The organism is Tepidamorphus sp. 3E244 (assembly GCF_046159835.1).
GTDB lineage: Bacteria > Pseudomonadota > Alphaproteobacteria > Rhizobiales > Tepidamorphaceae > JACKJK01.
Window position 1 is genome coordinate 69,132 of record NZ_JBJXCY010000003.1, and the last position, 14,983, is coordinate 84,114.

The 14,983-nt window shown below is 64.8% G+C and carries 16 protein-coding genes and 2 tRNA genes; 5 read left to right on the forward strand and 13 right to left on the reverse strand.

Features of this window, described 5'->3' with window-relative positions:
* The 5 genes from ACKTEK_RS15565 to aroA all read right to left on the reverse strand — a co-directional run bounded on the left by ACKTEK_RS15565 (position 1) and on the right by aroA (position 5,425).
* Positions 1-294, reverse strand: a complete 294-nt coding sequence (locus ACKTEK_RS15565; RefSeq protein ID WP_409166234.1) for an integration host factor subunit beta — start codon at positions 292-294, stop codon at positions 1-3.
* An 81-nt stretch (positions 295-375) separates the two neighbouring features.
* Positions 376-1,326, reverse strand: a complete 951-nt coding sequence (gene sppA / locus ACKTEK_RS15570; RefSeq protein ID WP_409166235.1) for a signal peptide peptidase SppA — start codon at positions 1,324-1,326, stop codon at positions 376-378.
* 115 nt (positions 1,327-1,441) lie between these two features.
* On the reverse strand, positions 1,442-3,154 hold the full coding sequence (rpsA, locus tag ACKTEK_RS15575) for a 30S ribosomal protein S1 (protein ID WP_409166236.1): 1,713 nt from the start codon (positions 3,152-3,154) through the stop codon (positions 1,442-1,444).
* Positions 3,155-3,449: 295 nt separating this feature from the next.
* Positions 3,450-4,082, reverse strand: coding sequence for a (d)CMP kinase (gene cmk, locus ACKTEK_RS15580; RefSeq protein ID WP_409166237.1), 633 nt, complete (start codon positions 4,080-4,082; stop codon positions 3,450-3,452).
* Entirely contained in the window at positions 4,079-5,425 is a 1,347-nt protein-coding gene (gene aroA, locus ACKTEK_RS15585; RefSeq protein ID WP_409166238.1) for a 3-phosphoshikimate 1-carboxyvinyltransferase, read from the reverse strand. Before aroA ends, cmk begins: the two co-directional genes overlap by 4 nt.
* Before the next feature lie 224 nt (positions 5,426-5,649).
* Here aroA and ACKTEK_RS15590 point away from each other — a divergent pair, with 224 nt between their 5' ends.
* From ACKTEK_RS15590 to ACKTEK_RS15605, 4 genes are all read left to right on the forward strand, one after another.
* The gene (locus ACKTEK_RS15590; protein WP_409166239.1) at positions 5,650-6,132 is read left to right on the forward strand and encodes a TIGR02300 family protein; all 483 of its coding nucleotides are present in this window, start codon (positions 5,650-5,652) and stop codon (positions 6,130-6,132) included.
* Between the two features lie 137 nt (positions 6,133-6,269).
* A tRNA-Ala gene (locus tag ACKTEK_RS15595) sits at positions 6,270-6,345 on the forward strand.
* A gap of 274 nt (positions 6,346-6,619) precedes the next feature.
* A complete protein-coding gene (locus tag ACKTEK_RS15600) occupies positions 6,620-7,060 on the forward strand; it encodes an Hsp20 family protein (protein WP_409166240.1) in 441 nt (146 codons plus the stop codon).
* 35 nt (positions 7,061-7,095) lie between these two features.
* On the forward strand, positions 7,096-7,368 hold the full coding sequence (locus ACKTEK_RS15605; protein WP_409166241.1) for a DUF1150 family protein: 273 nt from the start codon (positions 7,096-7,098) through the stop codon (positions 7,366-7,368).
* Between the two features lie 56 nt (positions 7,369-7,424).
* On the opposite strand, the gene ptsN is transcribed toward ACKTEK_RS15605, so the two are convergent.
* The 8 genes from ptsN to ACKTEK_RS15645 form a co-directional block, all read right to left on the reverse strand.
* Positions 7,425-7,889: a PTS IIA-like nitrogen regulatory protein PtsN gene (ptsN, locus tag ACKTEK_RS15610; RefSeq protein WP_409166242.1), complete on the reverse strand. Its 465-nt coding sequence runs from the start codon at positions 7,887-7,889 to the stop codon at positions 7,425-7,427.
* A 93-nt stretch (positions 7,890-7,982) separates the two neighbouring features.
* Positions 7,983-8,564, reverse strand: coding sequence for a ribosome hibernation-promoting factor, HPF/YfiA family (hpf, locus tag ACKTEK_RS15615; RefSeq protein ID WP_409166243.1), 582 nt, complete (start codon positions 8,562-8,564; stop codon positions 7,983-7,985).
* Between the two features lie 197 nt (positions 8,565-8,761).
* Positions 8,762-10,297, reverse strand: coding sequence for an RNA polymerase factor sigma-54 (rpoN, locus tag ACKTEK_RS15620; protein ID WP_409166244.1), 1,536 nt, complete (start codon positions 10,295-10,297; stop codon positions 8,762-8,764).
* A gap of 29 nt (positions 10,298-10,326) precedes the next feature.
* Complete coding sequence (gene lptB, locus ACKTEK_RS15625; RefSeq protein ID WP_409166245.1) at positions 10,327-11,451, reverse strand: LPS export ABC transporter ATP-binding protein; 1,125 nt, start codon at positions 11,449-11,451, stop codon at positions 10,327-10,329.
* 151 nt (positions 11,452-11,602) lie between these two features.
* On the reverse strand, positions 11,603-12,148 hold the full coding sequence (gene lptA / locus ACKTEK_RS15630) for a lipopolysaccharide transport periplasmic protein LptA (RefSeq protein WP_409166246.1): 546 nt from the start codon (positions 12,146-12,148) through the stop codon (positions 11,603-11,605).
* A 14-nt stretch (positions 12,149-12,162) separates the two neighbouring features.
* On the reverse strand, positions 12,163-12,915 hold the full coding sequence (gene lptC, locus ACKTEK_RS15635; protein ID WP_409166247.1) for an LPS export ABC transporter periplasmic protein LptC: 753 nt from the start codon (positions 12,913-12,915) through the stop codon (positions 12,163-12,165).
* A gap of 106 nt (positions 12,916-13,021) precedes the next feature.
* The gene (locus ACKTEK_RS15640; protein ID WP_409166248.1) at positions 13,022-13,636 is read right to left on the reverse strand and encodes a ribonuclease D; all 615 of its coding nucleotides are present in this window, start codon (positions 13,634-13,636) and stop codon (positions 13,022-13,024) included.
* Positions 13,637-13,725: 89 nt separating this feature from the next.
* Positions 13,726-13,812, reverse strand: a tRNA-Leu gene (locus tag ACKTEK_RS15645).
* A 177-nt stretch (positions 13,813-13,989) separates the two neighbouring features.
* On the opposite strand from ACKTEK_RS15645, the gene ACKTEK_RS15650 reads away from it, so the two are divergent.
* Complete coding sequence (locus ACKTEK_RS15650; RefSeq protein WP_409166249.1) at positions 13,990-14,967, forward strand: complex I NDUFA9 subunit family protein; 978 nt, start codon at positions 13,990-13,992, stop codon at positions 14,965-14,967.
* Positions 14,968-14,983: the final 16 nt, after the last annotated feature.

Consider the following 14,983-nt stretch of genomic DNA (forward strand, 5'->3'; position numbering starts at 1 on the left):
TCAGCCCTCGTCGCCGTTCGCGTTGAGGCGTTCGCGCATTTCCTTGCCCATCTTGAAGAAGGGCACGGACTTTTCCGCAACTTCCACCCTGGCCCCGGTGCGCGGGTTGCGGCCGGTGCGCGCGGGACGGTTCTTCACCGAAAACGTGCCGAAGCCGCGCAACTCGACGCGGTCACCCGTGGCAAGCGCCTCGACGATCTCGTCCAGCACCGTGTTGACGATCAGCTCGATGTCGCGCTGGAACAGGTGCGGGCTCGCCGCGGCGAGGCGTTGAATGAGTTCCGATTTGATCATCGCGGCGGATGACACCCCCCTCGTCTATATCAATCCGGCCGTTTACGGACGTATCGAGATCGTATCAAGCCACAGAAGACCTTAATCTTCAATGGGTTGAGACCGCCAAATGCTGACGAGTCCGCGTTGCGGCACCGCTTCTTCGGCAATATCGGAAAGCCAGCCGGCAAACTTGCCGGCGCCGTCGAGCATCTGCGACAGCCGCCCTCCGAGGCCAAGCTCCTCCAGCGCCGCATCGCCGGTCCACTGGACGATGCGCAAACCCTCAGGGACGCCACGCTCGGCGACAAGCCAGGCCTGCGCCGTATCCTCACCGCCCAGTTCATCGACCAGGTCCATGGTGACGGCGCGGCGGCCCGAATAGACACGCCCGTCGGCAAGTTCACGCGCGCGGTTGGCTTCCAGCCCGCGGCGTTCGCTGACGCGCTCGATGAACCAGTCGTGGGTGTCGCCGATCAATTGCTCGATGACGCGCAGTTCGGCCGGGGTGTCCTCGTTGAAGGGCGAGGGCTCGGCCTTGAGCGGGTCCGACTTGATGACGCGCATGTCGACGCCAACCTTGTCGCCCAGTTCCTTGAAGTTCGGCCACTGGTAGAGAACGCCGATAGAGCCTGTGATGGAGGTTTCGCGCGCGACGACGTGGTCGGCTGCAATCGCGACGAGATAGGCCGCAGATGCGCCCACCGTGCCGATTGAAGCGACGACTGGCTTCTTCCCGGCTAGGTCGCGGATCGCATTGAACAGGGATTCACCGCCGCTGGTGGTGCCGCCGGGGGAATCGATTGCCAGGATCACCGCCTTCACGCGGTCGGTTTCGCCGAGCTTTCGCAGCATCTCGCGCTGCTTGAAGCTGTCGGTGATGACGCCGGTGACGGGAACGCGGGCAATCTGGCCGACGATCTTGTCGCGCGCGCTCAGTCCGGCAATGGCGACGATGGCGCCAACCGCGATGATGAAGGCGGCGATTCGCCAGAACGACAGCTTGCGGCGCAGGCTGCGGCGTTCAACGAGCGTGTCGGCATCAAGAGCCATGCGTCAGGCACTCCGGGGTGTTGGAAGTGGCGCCACTATAGCGAGGGCGCCTGAAAATGAAACGGGCGCCGGAGAGTATCCGGCGCCCGCCAAATCTTGCATTGAACTAAGACGCTCAGTTGTCGTCGTCGTCCTTGTTCGCCTTGTTCAGCGCGGCGCCGAGAATGTCGCCCAGGGACGCACCGGAGTCGGTGGAGCCGTACTGCGCGATGGCTTCCTTCTCTTCGGCCATCAGCAGGGCCTTGATGGAGAGCGACACGTTGCGCTTCTTGGGGTCGAACTGCGTGATGCGGGCATCGACGCGCTCACCGGCAGCAAAACGCTCCGGACGCTGGTCGGAACGCTCGCGGGCGAGGTCCGAACGGCGGATGAAGGCGGTGAACTCGGTATCGGCGATCTTCACTTCGATGCCGTTTTCCTTCACCTCGAGCACTTCGCAGGTCACGACGGCGCCCTTGCGGAGCTCGCCACCGGAGTCCTCGAAGGGATCGCCGGCAAGCTGCTTGATGCCGAGCGAGATGCGCTCCTTGTCGACGTCGACGTCGAGCACCTTCACCTGCACGGTGTGGCCGCGCTCGTAGTCCTCGATGGCCTGTTCGCCGGGACGGCTCCAATCCAGGTCGGACAGGTGAACCATGCCGTCGACATCGCCGGGCAGGCCGACGAAGAGACCGAACTCGGTGCGGTTCTTGACTTCGCCTTCGAGCACGGTGCCGGCCGGGTTTTCAGCCGCGAAGGCCGACCACGGGTTGTCCAGGCACTGCTTGAGACCAAGCGAGATGCGGCGCTTGTGCGGATCGACTTCCAGCACCATCGCCTCGACCTCCTGGGAGGTGGACACGATCTTGCCGGGATGGACGTTCTTCTTGGTCCAGCTCATCTCGGAGACGTGGATCAGGCCCTCAACGCCCGGCTCCAGCTCCACGAAGGCGCCGTAGTCGGTGATGTTGGTGATACGGCCCGTGAACTTGGCATTCGTCGGGTACTTGGCTTCCACGCCCTGCCACGGATCATCCTCGAGCTGCTTCATGCCGAGGCTGATGCGCTGCGTTTCCTGGTTCACCTTGATGATGCGAACCTTGACCGTCTCGCCGACGGACAGCACCTCGGTGGGGTGGTTGACGCGGCGCCAAGCGATGTCGGTGACGTGCAGCAGGCCGTCGATGCCGCCGAGGTCCACGAACGCACCGTAATCGGTGATGTTCTTGACCACGCCTTCCAGCACCTGACCTTCTTCCAGGCTCTGAACGAGATCGGCGCGCTGCTCGGCGCGGGATTCCTCGAGAACGGTCCGGCGCGAAACGACGATGTTGCCGCGGCGCTTGTCCATCTTCAGGATCTGGAACGGCTGGGGCGTGCCCATGAGCGGGCCGATGTCGCGAACCGGGCGGATGTCCACCTGGCTGCGCGGCAGGAAGGCCACGGCGCCGTCGAGGTCGACAGTGTAGCCGCCCTTGACCTGGTTGAAGATGGTGCCTTCGACCTTCTCGTTGTCTTCGAAAGCCTTTTCGAGGCGAACCCAGGAGTGCTCGCGACGCGCCTTTTCGCGCGACAGCACGGCTTCGCCGAGCGCGTTTTCAACGCGCTCAAGATAGACTTCGACCTCGTCGCCGACCTTCATCGCGCCGTCGACGCCCTTGGCGCCGAACTCGCGTAGCGGGACGCGGCCTTCGGTCTTCAGGCCGACGTCGATGACGGCAAGGTCCTTCTCGATCGAAACGACACGGCCGTGAACGACCGAACCTTCGGCGAGGGAATTTTCGTTGAGGCTCTCTTCGAGCATCGCCGCGAAATCATCGCGGGAGGGACTGGATTGGGTTGTAGCCACGTGGATTGTGTCTCCTGACAGCTCGAAACCTGCGCCAGTATCCAGGTTCAGCCCGCTCGTGCGCATCCCGCACCTTCAATGGGCCTTGAACCCAAACACCCGTATTCACGCTTCCCGAACGGCCGTCGGGCGATGCCGCCTCATGCGACATGCCTGGCCTTGAAGCGCGAAGCGAGGCTTCGCGATCGTTTCGCGCCATGTTCAGGTCCGGAAACGCGATTTCGGGGCCAACGCGCGCGCGTTGCCCCGTCATACCGGTCCGGTGCCTTTGCATGAAAAGCGCCGCCGCCCGCACTCAGCGGGCGTTGGAGCGCGCCGTATCAACGATCGAGACGGCTGCGCGAAACGCGGCTTCTATATCCATTTCGGTCGTATCGAGCAAGTGGGCGTCGTCCGCGGCGCACATCGGCGAGGCGGCGCGGGCCGCGTCCCGCTCGTCCCGGCGCAGCACATCGGCACGCACATCGTCCAGCGAGCGATCCTCGCCCATGGCGCACATTTCCAGCCAGCGGCGGTTGGCGCGGGCTTCGACGCTTGCGGTGACGAAGAGCTTCACATGCGCATGCGGGCACACGACGGTGCCGATATCGCGCCCGTCGAGAATGGCGCCCGGCTCGCGGGCTGCAAAGCTGCGCTGGAATTCCAGCAGGGCGGAGCGCACATCCTGGTTGGCGGCCACGATGGAGGCTGCCTCGGCGATGCCCGGTGCGCGCAGGTCATCGGATTCAAAGCGCTTCGGGTCCGGGTTGGCGGCGGCGCGCAGTGCCGCGTCAACGTCCTTGGGGTCGGAGCCTTCATTGAGAATGATGGCGGCCACGGTGCGGTAGAGCGCGCCGGTATCGAGCACGTCGAAGCCGTAGTGCAGCCCTAGGCGGCGCGTCAGGGTGCCCTTGCCGGCAGCCGCCGGTCCGTCGACAGCGATGATCATCCCGCCGCCCCTTCAATCTTCGCGCCAAGCCCGGTCATCAGGTCGGTGAAGGCCGGAAACGAGGTCGCGATCATCGCGCCGTCATCGACCGTCACCGGTTCCTCGCTGGCAAGACCCATGACAAGGAAGGACATGGCGATGCGGTGATCGAGATGCGTCTCCACCGTTCCGCCACCGGCAACGCGTTCGCCACCGTGCACGATCAGGTCGTCGCCCTCGATGGTGTGGCGCACGCCGTTGGCCGCAAGGCCGGCGGCAACGGCGGCCAGCCGGTCGCTTTCCTTCACGCGCAGTTCCGACAGGCCGCGCATGATTGTGTCGCCCTTGGCAAAGGCGGCCGCGACCGCCAGCACCGGGTACTCGTCGATCATCGAAGGCGCGCGCTCGGGCGGCACCTCGACACCGTGCAGGTCGCTCGCCTCAACCACCAGGTCGCAGGCCGGCTCGCCGCCCAGTTCGCGCTCGTTCTCACGGGTGATTTTCGCACCCATTTCCTCAAGCGTCGTCAGCAGGCCGGCGCGGGTCTTGTTGACCATGACGTTTTCCAGCCGCACGCGGGAACCTTCCACGAGAAGTGCTGCAACCAGCGGGAACGCCGCCGAACTCGGGTCTGCGGGAACCGTGACATCGCGCCCGACGAGGTCGGGACGGCCTTTCAGCGTGATGCGGCTCTCGCTGCCTTCCGTCTCGCGGATCAGGTCCGCGCCGAAATGCACCAGCATCCGCTCAGTGTGGTCGCGGGTCGGCTCGGACTCGATGACGGTGGTATCGCCGGCGCAATCGAGGCCGGCCAGCAGCACGGCGGACTTCACCTGTGCGGAGGCGACCGGCAGCCGGTACGTGACAGGGATCACGTCCTGCGGGCCTTCCAGTGTCAGCGGCAGGCGCTCACCCTCTGCGCAGTCCACCACGCGGGCGCCCATTTGCTTAAGGGGGGTCAGGATGCGGCCCATGGGGCGTTTGCGCAGCGAGGCGTCGCCATCATAGGTGACGGTCAGCCCATGCCCGGCGGCAAGGCCCATCATCAGGCGCACGCCGGTGCCCGCATTGCCGAAATCGAGCACGGCTTCAGGGTTCAGCAACCCGCCGACACCGTTGCCGCGCGCCACCCACGATCCATCCTCGTTGCGCTCGATCTTCGCGCCGAGCGCGCGCATGGCATCGGCGGTACGCAGCACGTCCTCGCCTTCCAGCAGGCCGGTGACGCGGGTCTCGCCGCGTGCAAGGCCGCCCAGCAGGAGCGAGCGATGGGAAATCGACTTGTCGCCGGGCACGCGGACATTGCCCGACAGGGCTGGGGAGCGGCTGGCGCGAACGGGGAGAGGCTCGGCGGAACTGGACACAGGCGGGCCACACGGTTCTCGTTGAAACGGTCGCAGGCCTCTAGCATGGCCGGGCATCGCAGGTACAGTGCGCCAACCGGCCCTACGCAGCCGGGCAAAGGTGTTTGAAAAAGCCGAAATTTGGTTTTGACAAGCGCTGTGCGACCGGTCTATCCGAGCCGCTAGCGATACGGGGCCCCCACGGCACGCCGATTGGCCCTTGAATCCATTGAGAGGAAGAGAACGTGGCGAAAGCGGAACTCGGAACCAAGCGCACCTGCCCGGATTGCGGCGCGCGCTTCTACGATCTGAACAAGGACCCGGTCATCTGTCCGAAGTGCGAAACCACTCTCGAGATCGAGGAAGTGGTGGCTCCGCCGAAGCCGAAGCCTGTTGCCAAGCCGAAGCCGAAGCCGAAACCCGTCAAGGACGTTGAAGAAGAAGAGGACGAGGATCTCGACGAGGATCTCGACGACGAGGCCGAGGACGACATCGATGATGAGGATGCCGTCACGCTTGAGGAAATCGACGAGGAAGAGACCGAAACCGGTCGCGTCGCACCGGCAGCAACGGATGACGACGACGAGGACGAGGATGACGACATCCCCGAAATCGACGTCGACGATGATGATGATGACGACGACGACAAGGATGTCTTCCTCGAAGACGACGATGATGACGACGTTTCCGGTCTCATCGAGGGCGAGGACGACGACGACGACAACTGATCGTCAAGCGGGCTTGCCCTGAGAAGCGGAATGGCATACACCCCCGCTCGCGCCGCGTTTCGCGGCCGGACGGCGCCAGACCAGACGGGCGGCCCGAAACTCCACGGACCGGCGATTCTTCGCCACCACGGATGCACGGGGCCATAGCTCAGTTGGGAGAGCGCTTGAATGGCATTCAAGAGGTCGGCGGTTCGATTCCGCCTGGCTCCACCACCCGTTCCGCCGTCCAGCCAAGCCGATCGTGCATCGGCAGATGCGATCTCACATCAATGTGACATTCGCCCCTCGGGCGCGGGACGTTGCCCTGGAAGGGGTTGCCCCTGTCCGCCGCCTGCTTGATGCGGGGGCCCGCAATCCCCATATCCCGTCTGTGGCCGAATGACCGGTCACAGCCGGCGCATCGCTCAAGCCATGAGGGTGCCACCGGTCAGTTGCTTGGATGTCCGCACCTCAATGCGGGCCATAAGGACGAACGGTCCCAATTCCCGTGTCACGTTTCACAAGCTTCAATGGCCAGTTTCCGCTTGGTTTCGAGGATATCGAGGCCCTGCTGGAGCAAGTTTCGGCCCGCAGTGCCTCGAATGGCTACCCGCCCTACAACATCGAGCGGGTGCCAGCCCGGAAGGGTCAGGAGGAACGGCTGCGAATCGTTCTGGCCGTCGCCGGGTTCTCGGCTGACGATCTCGACGTCACCGTGGAACAGTCCCGGCTGACGATCAGCGGGCGGCAGAGCGAAGCCACACGGCGCGACTACCTGCATCGCGGGATCGCGTCGCGCCAGTTCCAGCGCAGCTTCATGCTGGCGGACGGGATGGAAGTTTCAGGCGCGGCCCTCGACAACGGGCTGCTCACTGTTACGCTGACGAAGCCGGAGGAGACCACCGCCGTACGGCGCATCAAGATCGATGCACCGCGGACGGCAACCTGATCGCGGGGGCGTTCAGACCGTTAGAGGAGTACGTCATGACTGACGAAAAGACACATATCCAGACGGCGAGCGAACTGCCCGACAACGCCCTTCTCGCCGAATTCGGCACGGGCGAACTCGCCTATATCCGCAAGGTCTCCGCAGGCGACCTCGCCGAATCGGTGCCGGAAGTGCGCGACCTGCCGCCGGAAACGCCGCTCTTTGCGCTGCATGGCGCCTCCGGCGACCCGATCCTGCTGGCTACTAGCCGCGCGCAGGCCGTCGCCAGCGCGAGCGAGCACGAACTCACCACGCTCAGCCTGCACTGACGCGCCGACTGCAAACCGGATACGAATGGAAGAAAGAACGTCGCCTGGCGGAAGCGTCAGGCGGCGTTTGACGTTGCGGGCGCGTTGAGCACGCCGTAGATGGCGCCGGCATCACGCGAGGCGCGCAGCTTGCCGGTGTTCTCGGGGTCGCGCAGCACGCGCGCGATGCGGGCCAGCGCCTTGAGATGGTCGGCACCCTCGCCCTCGGGCGCAAGCAGCATGAACACCAGGTCCACCGGCTCGTCGTCGACCGCATCGAACTCGATCGGGCGGTCGAGGCGCGCAAAGACGCCGGCGATCTGGTAAATGCCGTTGATGCGGGCATGGGGAATCGCAATGCCGTGACCGATGCCGGTCGAACCGAGGCGCTCGCGCTGCAAAAGCTGCTCGAAGATCAGGCGAACGGGAAGATTGGTGATCGAGGCGGCGACTTCCGCCATCTCCTGGATCACCTGCTTCTTGCTGCTCGCCTTGAGCGACGCGATGATCGCGTCCTGCCCGATCAAATCAGTTAGGCTCATCCATTGTGTGTCCCGGACACTGGTTTGCTGGTTGCCGCGAGATGCAGCGACCGCGGACCTTCATCCGGGCGCCGGCATCGCATGGCCTGAAGCTCAGGCCTTGTCCGCCGCCGGCGGATCAATCCAACCAATATTACCGTCGGTGCGGCGATAAACGATGTTGAGGCGACCGTTCGCCGCATTCAGGAAGACAACGACCGGCTCGGTGGAAAGATCCAGCGCCATCGCGGCCATGCCGACCGTCTGCGTGCGGATCTTGGTGGAGGATTCCGCCACCACCAGCGGGGCTTCGTCGGTGCCCGCGACGGTCTCGTCTTCCTCGTCGACCTCTGCGAGCACGAAGCTCGGTGCGATCACCGGTTCGGATGCTGCCCGGCCATTATGGTGATCCTTGAGGCGGCGCTTGTAGCGGCGCAGACGCTTCTCGAGGCGCTCGGCCGCGGCGTCGAGGCTGCGATAGGCATCTTCGCCTTCGCCCTCGGCCTGCAGGTCGATGCCGGAATCGAGATGGATGGAAAAATCTGCCTTGAAGGACTGGCCCGTCTTTTCGAGTGCGACTTTCCCGGAATAGCCGTGGGAGAAATACTTCTCCAGCATGGCCGTGACGCGCTCCTCGGCGCGTTCCCTCAGAGCATCTCCAACGTCAATATTCTTGCCGATCACGCGCAGCGTCATCTTCGGTAACCACCTGAATGTCAGTTGTACATGGCGATATTTGAAGCCGCTTTGCGGATCGCCTCAAGCTCTTTCGTGGCAGGTGCTGCAATGCCTCCGAGGGAAGACCTGCCCGATGAGGCGCGGACCCTAGTGTCGGGCGGGTGACAAGTCAATGACCAGATTCTGCACCTGCAAGAGCCGCCTCTCACGCTGCGTCATGTCAGCGCCCGACTTTCCCTCCGGCGCTGTACTGAAGATGGAATACCCAATGATTCCCGGTACTTGGCAACTGTTCGCCGGGCGATATCGACACCGTCTTCCTGCAGTGCCTTCACGATCTGGTCGTCGGACAGAACGGCCTTTCCTTCCGCCTCGATCATCGCGCGGATGCGGTGGCGGACGGATTCACCGGAGTGCGCATCGCCCCCGCCGGTGGCCGCAATTGCCGTTGGAAAAAAGTACTTCAGCTCGAACAATCCGCGTGGCGTGGCCATGTACTTGTTGGCCGTGACGCGGCTGATGGTCGATTCGTGCATGTCGATGGCTTCCGCCACCTGCTTCAGATTGAGCGGCCGCAGATAGGCAATTCCGCGCATCAGGAAGGCGTCCTGCTGGCGCACGATCTCTGTCGCGACCTTGAGAACCGTGCGGGCGCGCTGGTCGAGGCTCTTGATGAGCCAGTTCGCCTCCTGCAGGCAGTTGTTCAGCCACATGCGGTCGTCGGTTCCGTTCACGGTGCCGATGACGGAGGAATAATAGCCGCGATTGACGAGGACGCGCGGCAGCGTGTCGGCATTGAGGTCGATGGCCCAACCGCCGTCGGCGCGCATGCGCACGAACACGTCCGGCACCACCGGCTGAACCGGCGAAAAGCCGAAGCGCGATCCGGGCTTGGGGTCCAGCGCCCGGATTTCCATCACCATGTCGGCGAGATCTTCCTGGTCGACGCCGCAGATGCGCTTCAGGGCGGTGAAATCGCGTTTTGCCAAGGTCTGCAGGTTTTCCAACAGGCACTGCATGACCGGATCGAGCCGGTCCTTTTCCTTCAGTTGCAGGGCGAGACACTCGGCCAGCGACCGCGCCCCGACACCGACCGGCTCCATCTGGTGAACGATCTCGAGCGCCGCTTCGGCGTCCGCCATGGCGATGCCGAGTTGTTCGGCGAACTCCTCAAGCGAGGTCGCGAGGTACCCGTTGTCGTCCATGTAGCCGATCAGCCGCTCGCAGACAGCCTTGACCAGCGGCGGAGCGACCACCTGGCCGAGCTGTTCGAGAAGATGGTCGGCCAGCGTGAGGTTGGCGGAGACAAATTCCTCGAGATTGTAGTCGTCGCCACCTGCACCCGGCAGGGCGCTCGGCGCGCCGGTTCCCGGCGTGAAGGCGGAGGTCTCGTCCATCGCCTCGCCGATATCTGCATCGACCGACGGCGTCAGGGAGTTGATGTCGGAACTGCTCGCGGAGACGAGGTCGCCGGGTTCGCCATCGGAGAGTGACGCGGTGCCGTCCGAGGCATCGCCGCTATCGCCGTCGCCGCTGGAGTCCACGTCCTCGTCACGCCGCGAGGCCTCGCGCTGGGCCTCGGAGGGTGCATCCTCGGCATCATCGCGCTCCAGCAGCGGATTTCGTTCAAGCTCGTTTTCCACGTAGGCAGCAAGATCGAGACTGGAGAGTTGCAGCAGCTTGATGGCCTGCATCAGCTGCGGGGTCATCACCAGGGACTGGCTTTGCCGCAGCTCCAGCCGCGGCCCCATTGCAAATCCGCCCCTGCCCCCTTGTGCGCTCACAGCGAAAAATCTTGCCCGAGGTAGTTCTGGCGGACAGCGTCGTTTGCAACGACCGCCTGCGGCGTGCCCTCCATCAGAACCTTGCCATCATGGATGATATAGGCGCGATCGATCAGTGAGAGCGTTTCGCGCACGTTGTGGTCGGTGATGAGCACGCCGATGCCGCGACCGGTGAGGTGGCGCACCAGCGTGCGAATGTCGTTCACCGCGATCGGGTCGATGCCGGCGAAGGGTTCGTCGAGCAGCATGAAGACCGGGCGCGATGCCAGCGCGCGGGCGATTTCCACCCGGCGGCGCTCACCGCCCGACAGCGCGATGGCCGGTGACTTGCGCACCCTGGTGATGGAAAATTCCTCGAGCAGGGAATCCAGCTGGTGCTCGCGCGCCCGCTTGTCCGGCTCGACCAGTTCCAGCACCGCCATGATGTTCTGCTCGACGGTCATGCCGCGGAAGATGGAGGGTTCCTGCGGCAGGTAGCCGACACCGAGGCGCGCGCGCCGATACATCGGCAGATGCGTCACGTCGAACCCGTCGAGTTCGATGGCCCCTGCATCGGCCGCGATCAGGCCGGTGATCATGTAGAAGGTCGTGGTCTTGCCCGCGCCGTTGGGGCCCAAGAGGCCGACGACCTCGCCCCTACGCAGGCCAAGCGTCACACCATTGACGACGGCGCGACCGCCGAAGGTCTTCACAAGGCCGTGGGCGGCCAACCACTGGGTGCGCGGCTCGTTCTGCGTCGGCTGGGGCCTTGGGCGGGCCTGCGCGCGTGCCGCCGGCTGGCGCTGGGCAAGCTGCGGCTTTGCGGCCGGGCGCGCCTTGCGGGCCGGTTTTGCGGAACGGAGACCGGAGAACAGCGTCGTCAGCCGGCCCGGACTCCACCAGGGCATTTCATCGGGCTGTGGTGGCACCGGGCGATGGGCACCGTTGACCTGCGGCTGGGCGTAGTCGCCATAGTCCTCGTCGGCGCGATAGGGCGCGTCGTGGCGGCGCGAAGACGCGCCGCTTCCCGGCAGCGAGGCGCGAAGCCGCGCAACCGTGCCGTCGAGCGCGCCACCGACATCAACGGACTGAAGCCGGCGGGCGACATTGCGGGCTGCGCGGGAAATCCGATCCCGCGACATGTTCAGCTGCTCTCGCACCTGCGCTCCTCAAGCCCCCGAAATGCGCGTTTTCTGACAGAAACGCGCGCCAAAAATCCTCAAGACGCGAATCTTGTGGAGGCACAATCAATCGCGGCGGGATGAAAAAGTCGAGGGGTTAGCGTGAACAGGACTAATTTTGGCCGGGATTTTGCATGCCGCCCGGCAGGAAAGAGCCGGAGACACGGCCAGAGCCCTGCGAACTTTCCAGTTTCGACTGGCCGGTGTTGAGATCCACGACGAGCTGCGTGCCGCGAATGATGTTGTCGTTCTGGGTCAGAACGACGTTGCCCGTCAGGCGGATGACGCGGGTGCCGACCTCGTAGATCGCCTTTTCCCCGGTCGCCGTCTGGTCCTTGGAGGTGACGATGACCTTGCCCGTCGCCTCCAGCCTGTTGATGCGGCCCTGCTGCTGGCCGGTGCCGCCGGAATAGCTGACGACGAGCTGGCGCGTCTGCATGCGCACCGGGCCCTGCTCCAGGATCACGTTGCCGGAGAAGATCGCCTGCTTGCGGTCGTCGAAGACCTCAAACCGGTCGGCATCGATCTTCACGGGCTGGCCGCCGTCGATACCGAGACTTTCCAGGTTCGGCTGGCCGGACTGCGCCATCGCCGCCATCGGGGCGGACAGGGCTGCAAGGGCGATCAGGGCCGTTGCGATGAATGCCGTGGGCTTCATTGTGGTTGCGTTTCCTATTGCGGGGCCGGCTGCGGCACCGCGTTCTGTTGATTTGCTTCGAGCGGCGCGTCCAGCGACCCGATCCCGCCGGGCAAGGGGCCGGCCGGCACGCCGAGAATCACGCGCAGCTTCACCCGGCCCTCGAAGGCCATGGCGCGCCCGCTTTCGGTGATGGTCATGCGGTCGGCGGCGAGGCTGCCGTTGAGCATGTCGACCTTTACGGGCTTTTCCGTGACCACGCGCCCGGATTTCATATCGACATCGGCATCGTCGAGGACGGCGCGGTAGCCGCCATCGGCACGCACGATGATGCGGTCGCGCAGTTCCAGCGACTGGGTGTCGGTGTCAAGCTTGCCGGTGCCGGCATCAATGGTCGCCCAGCGGCCGTCTTCCTGGGTCAGTTTGCCGTTGAGGCCCGACAGGTTGACGATGTTGGACTGGGCGATGTCCTGCTCAGCCTTGTTGGCCTTGATGAGATAGGTGCCGCGCCCGGCGCGGTAGCCGCTCAGCTTCGGGCTTTCCATGACGAGGGTGGAGCCGTCGAGGCCGATATTGTCGACATCGAACTGGCCTTCCGGCAGGCGGATGGAAAAGGACAGGCCGGAGAACGACAGCGCCGCGATGGTCAGGACGCAGAACACCGGCAAGCCGATGCGCAGGGTGCGCACAAGCCGGGTGTGGCTCTTGGCGGCGCGGAATGCCCGCTGGCGGCGCCGATCCGGCAGCGCGCCGGCGCGGGCGGTGTCCATGCCGTCTGTCATGTTCATCGTCACGGGCGTCCCCCAGGCGATCCCGCGCAATTTTGCGCGTCGGCCTGACAAATCACAAGCAGCCGATTACGCCAAGACAGTGGCATCGTGCGTCTGTGCGCGATCAGGAATGCGCGAAGATATCCGTCTCCGGCCAGCCGGCGAGATCGAGTTCGGCGCGAACCGGCACGAAGGCGAAGCAGGCCTTGGCCAGAGGCACCCGGCCCTCGCGCTCCAGCCGCTGGTCGAGAGCGGCCTGCAGGCGGTGCAGGTAGAGCACGTCGGAGGCGGCGTATTCCTTCTGCGCCTCGCTGAGATCGGCCGCGCCCCAGTCGGAGCTTTGCTGCTGTTTCGACAGGTCGACACCGATCAGTTCGCGGCAAAGGTCCTTCAACCCGTGGCGGTCGGTATAGGTACGCGTCAGCTTGGAGGCGATCTTCGTGCAGTAGACCGGCATGGCCGCGATGCCGAGCCATTTACGAAGCATGGCGACGTCAAAGCGGGCGAAATGGAAGATCTTCTCGGTGCGCTGGTCAGCCAGCAGAGATTTCAGGCGCGGGGCGTCGTAGGTCTTGCGGTCGAGCTGCACGAGATGGGCGTCGCCGTCACCGGCGGAAATCTGCACGAGGCAGAGCGGATCACGATGAAGGTTGAGGCCCAAAGTCTCGGTATCGACCGCGATTGACGCGCCGAACGCGAGGCCATCGGGCAAATCGCCCTTGTGAACGTGAATGGTCATGGGCTCGAAACCTCGCGCTTGCAGCGCGGGCATCCCACGCCCCTCAATTCAAGATGATCGTCCTGCCGGATTTACATCCGGGAGAAGGATGGTGCCCAGGAGAAGACTCGAACTTCCACTTCCGTACGGAAACTAGCACCTGAAGCTAGCGCGTCTACCAATTCCGCCACCTGGGCAATCGCGACCGGAAAAAATGTCGGCAACGAATGGGTGGGAAGCGATACTTTCGTGCGCGACGATTGTCAATCTGGCAGGTGCCTCCCTCTGTACAGTCTTTTTGTGCTTCGCTATCACCTGCTCAACTCACAATCGGGCGGCGCGCGCGCCGCGGCGCTGCGACAAGGGACGAACACATGTCGGCACATCTCCCCACGGGCAAGCTTGTCACGGTCTTCGGCGGCTCGGGCTTCATCGGGCGCTACGTGGTGCGGGCGCTGGTCGAGCGCGGGCACCGGGTCCGGGTCGCGGTTCGCCGCCCCGACCTTGCCGGCCACCTGCAGCCGCTCGGCTCGGTGGGGCAGATCCACGCCGTGCAGGCGAACGTGCGCGTGCCCTACTCGGTGGATGCGGTGACGCACGGTTCGGACGCCGTCATCAACCTCGTCGGCATCCTTCAGGAAAGCGGCAAGCAGAGATTCGACGTGGTGCAGGGCAAGGCACCCGGCCTCATCGCGCAGGCCGCGAAGAAGGCCGGCGTCGGGCATTTCGTCCAGATGTCGGCGATCGGCGCGGATGCGGAGTCCGAGTCCGAGTATGCCCGCTCCAAGGCAGCCGGCGAGGCCGCGGTGCTGGAGGCCTTCCCGAAGGCGACGATCCTGCGCCCCTCCATCGTGTTCGGGCCGGAAGACGAATTCTTCAACCGCTTTGCCAAGATGGCGCGGTACTCCCCCGCCCTGCCGCTGATCGGCGGCGGCGAGACGAAGTTCCAGCCGGTCTACTGCCAGGACGTTGGCCGCGCTGCCGCGATGGCTGCCGATGGCGAAGCCGCCGGCGGCAAGGTCTACGAGCTTGGCGGACCGGAGGTCGCATCCTTCGAGGAACTGATGCGCCGGATGCTGAAGGTCATCGAGCGTGACCGTTTCCTCGTCCCGGTGCCGTGGCCGGTCGCCCATGCCATGGGCGCGGTGCTCGGCGTGCTGCCTGGCGCGCCGCTGACCAGCGACCAGGTGACGCAGCTTGAGCACGACAACGTGGTCAGCGGAGAGGCCAAGCGCGACAAGCGCACGCTGGCGGGCCTTGGCATCGACGCACACGGCATGGCCGCGATTCTGCCGAGCTACCTGCGCCGCTTCCGTCGCACGGGCGAATACAACGTCCGCCCGGCGAACTGAGGCTCGCCCGGTTTCA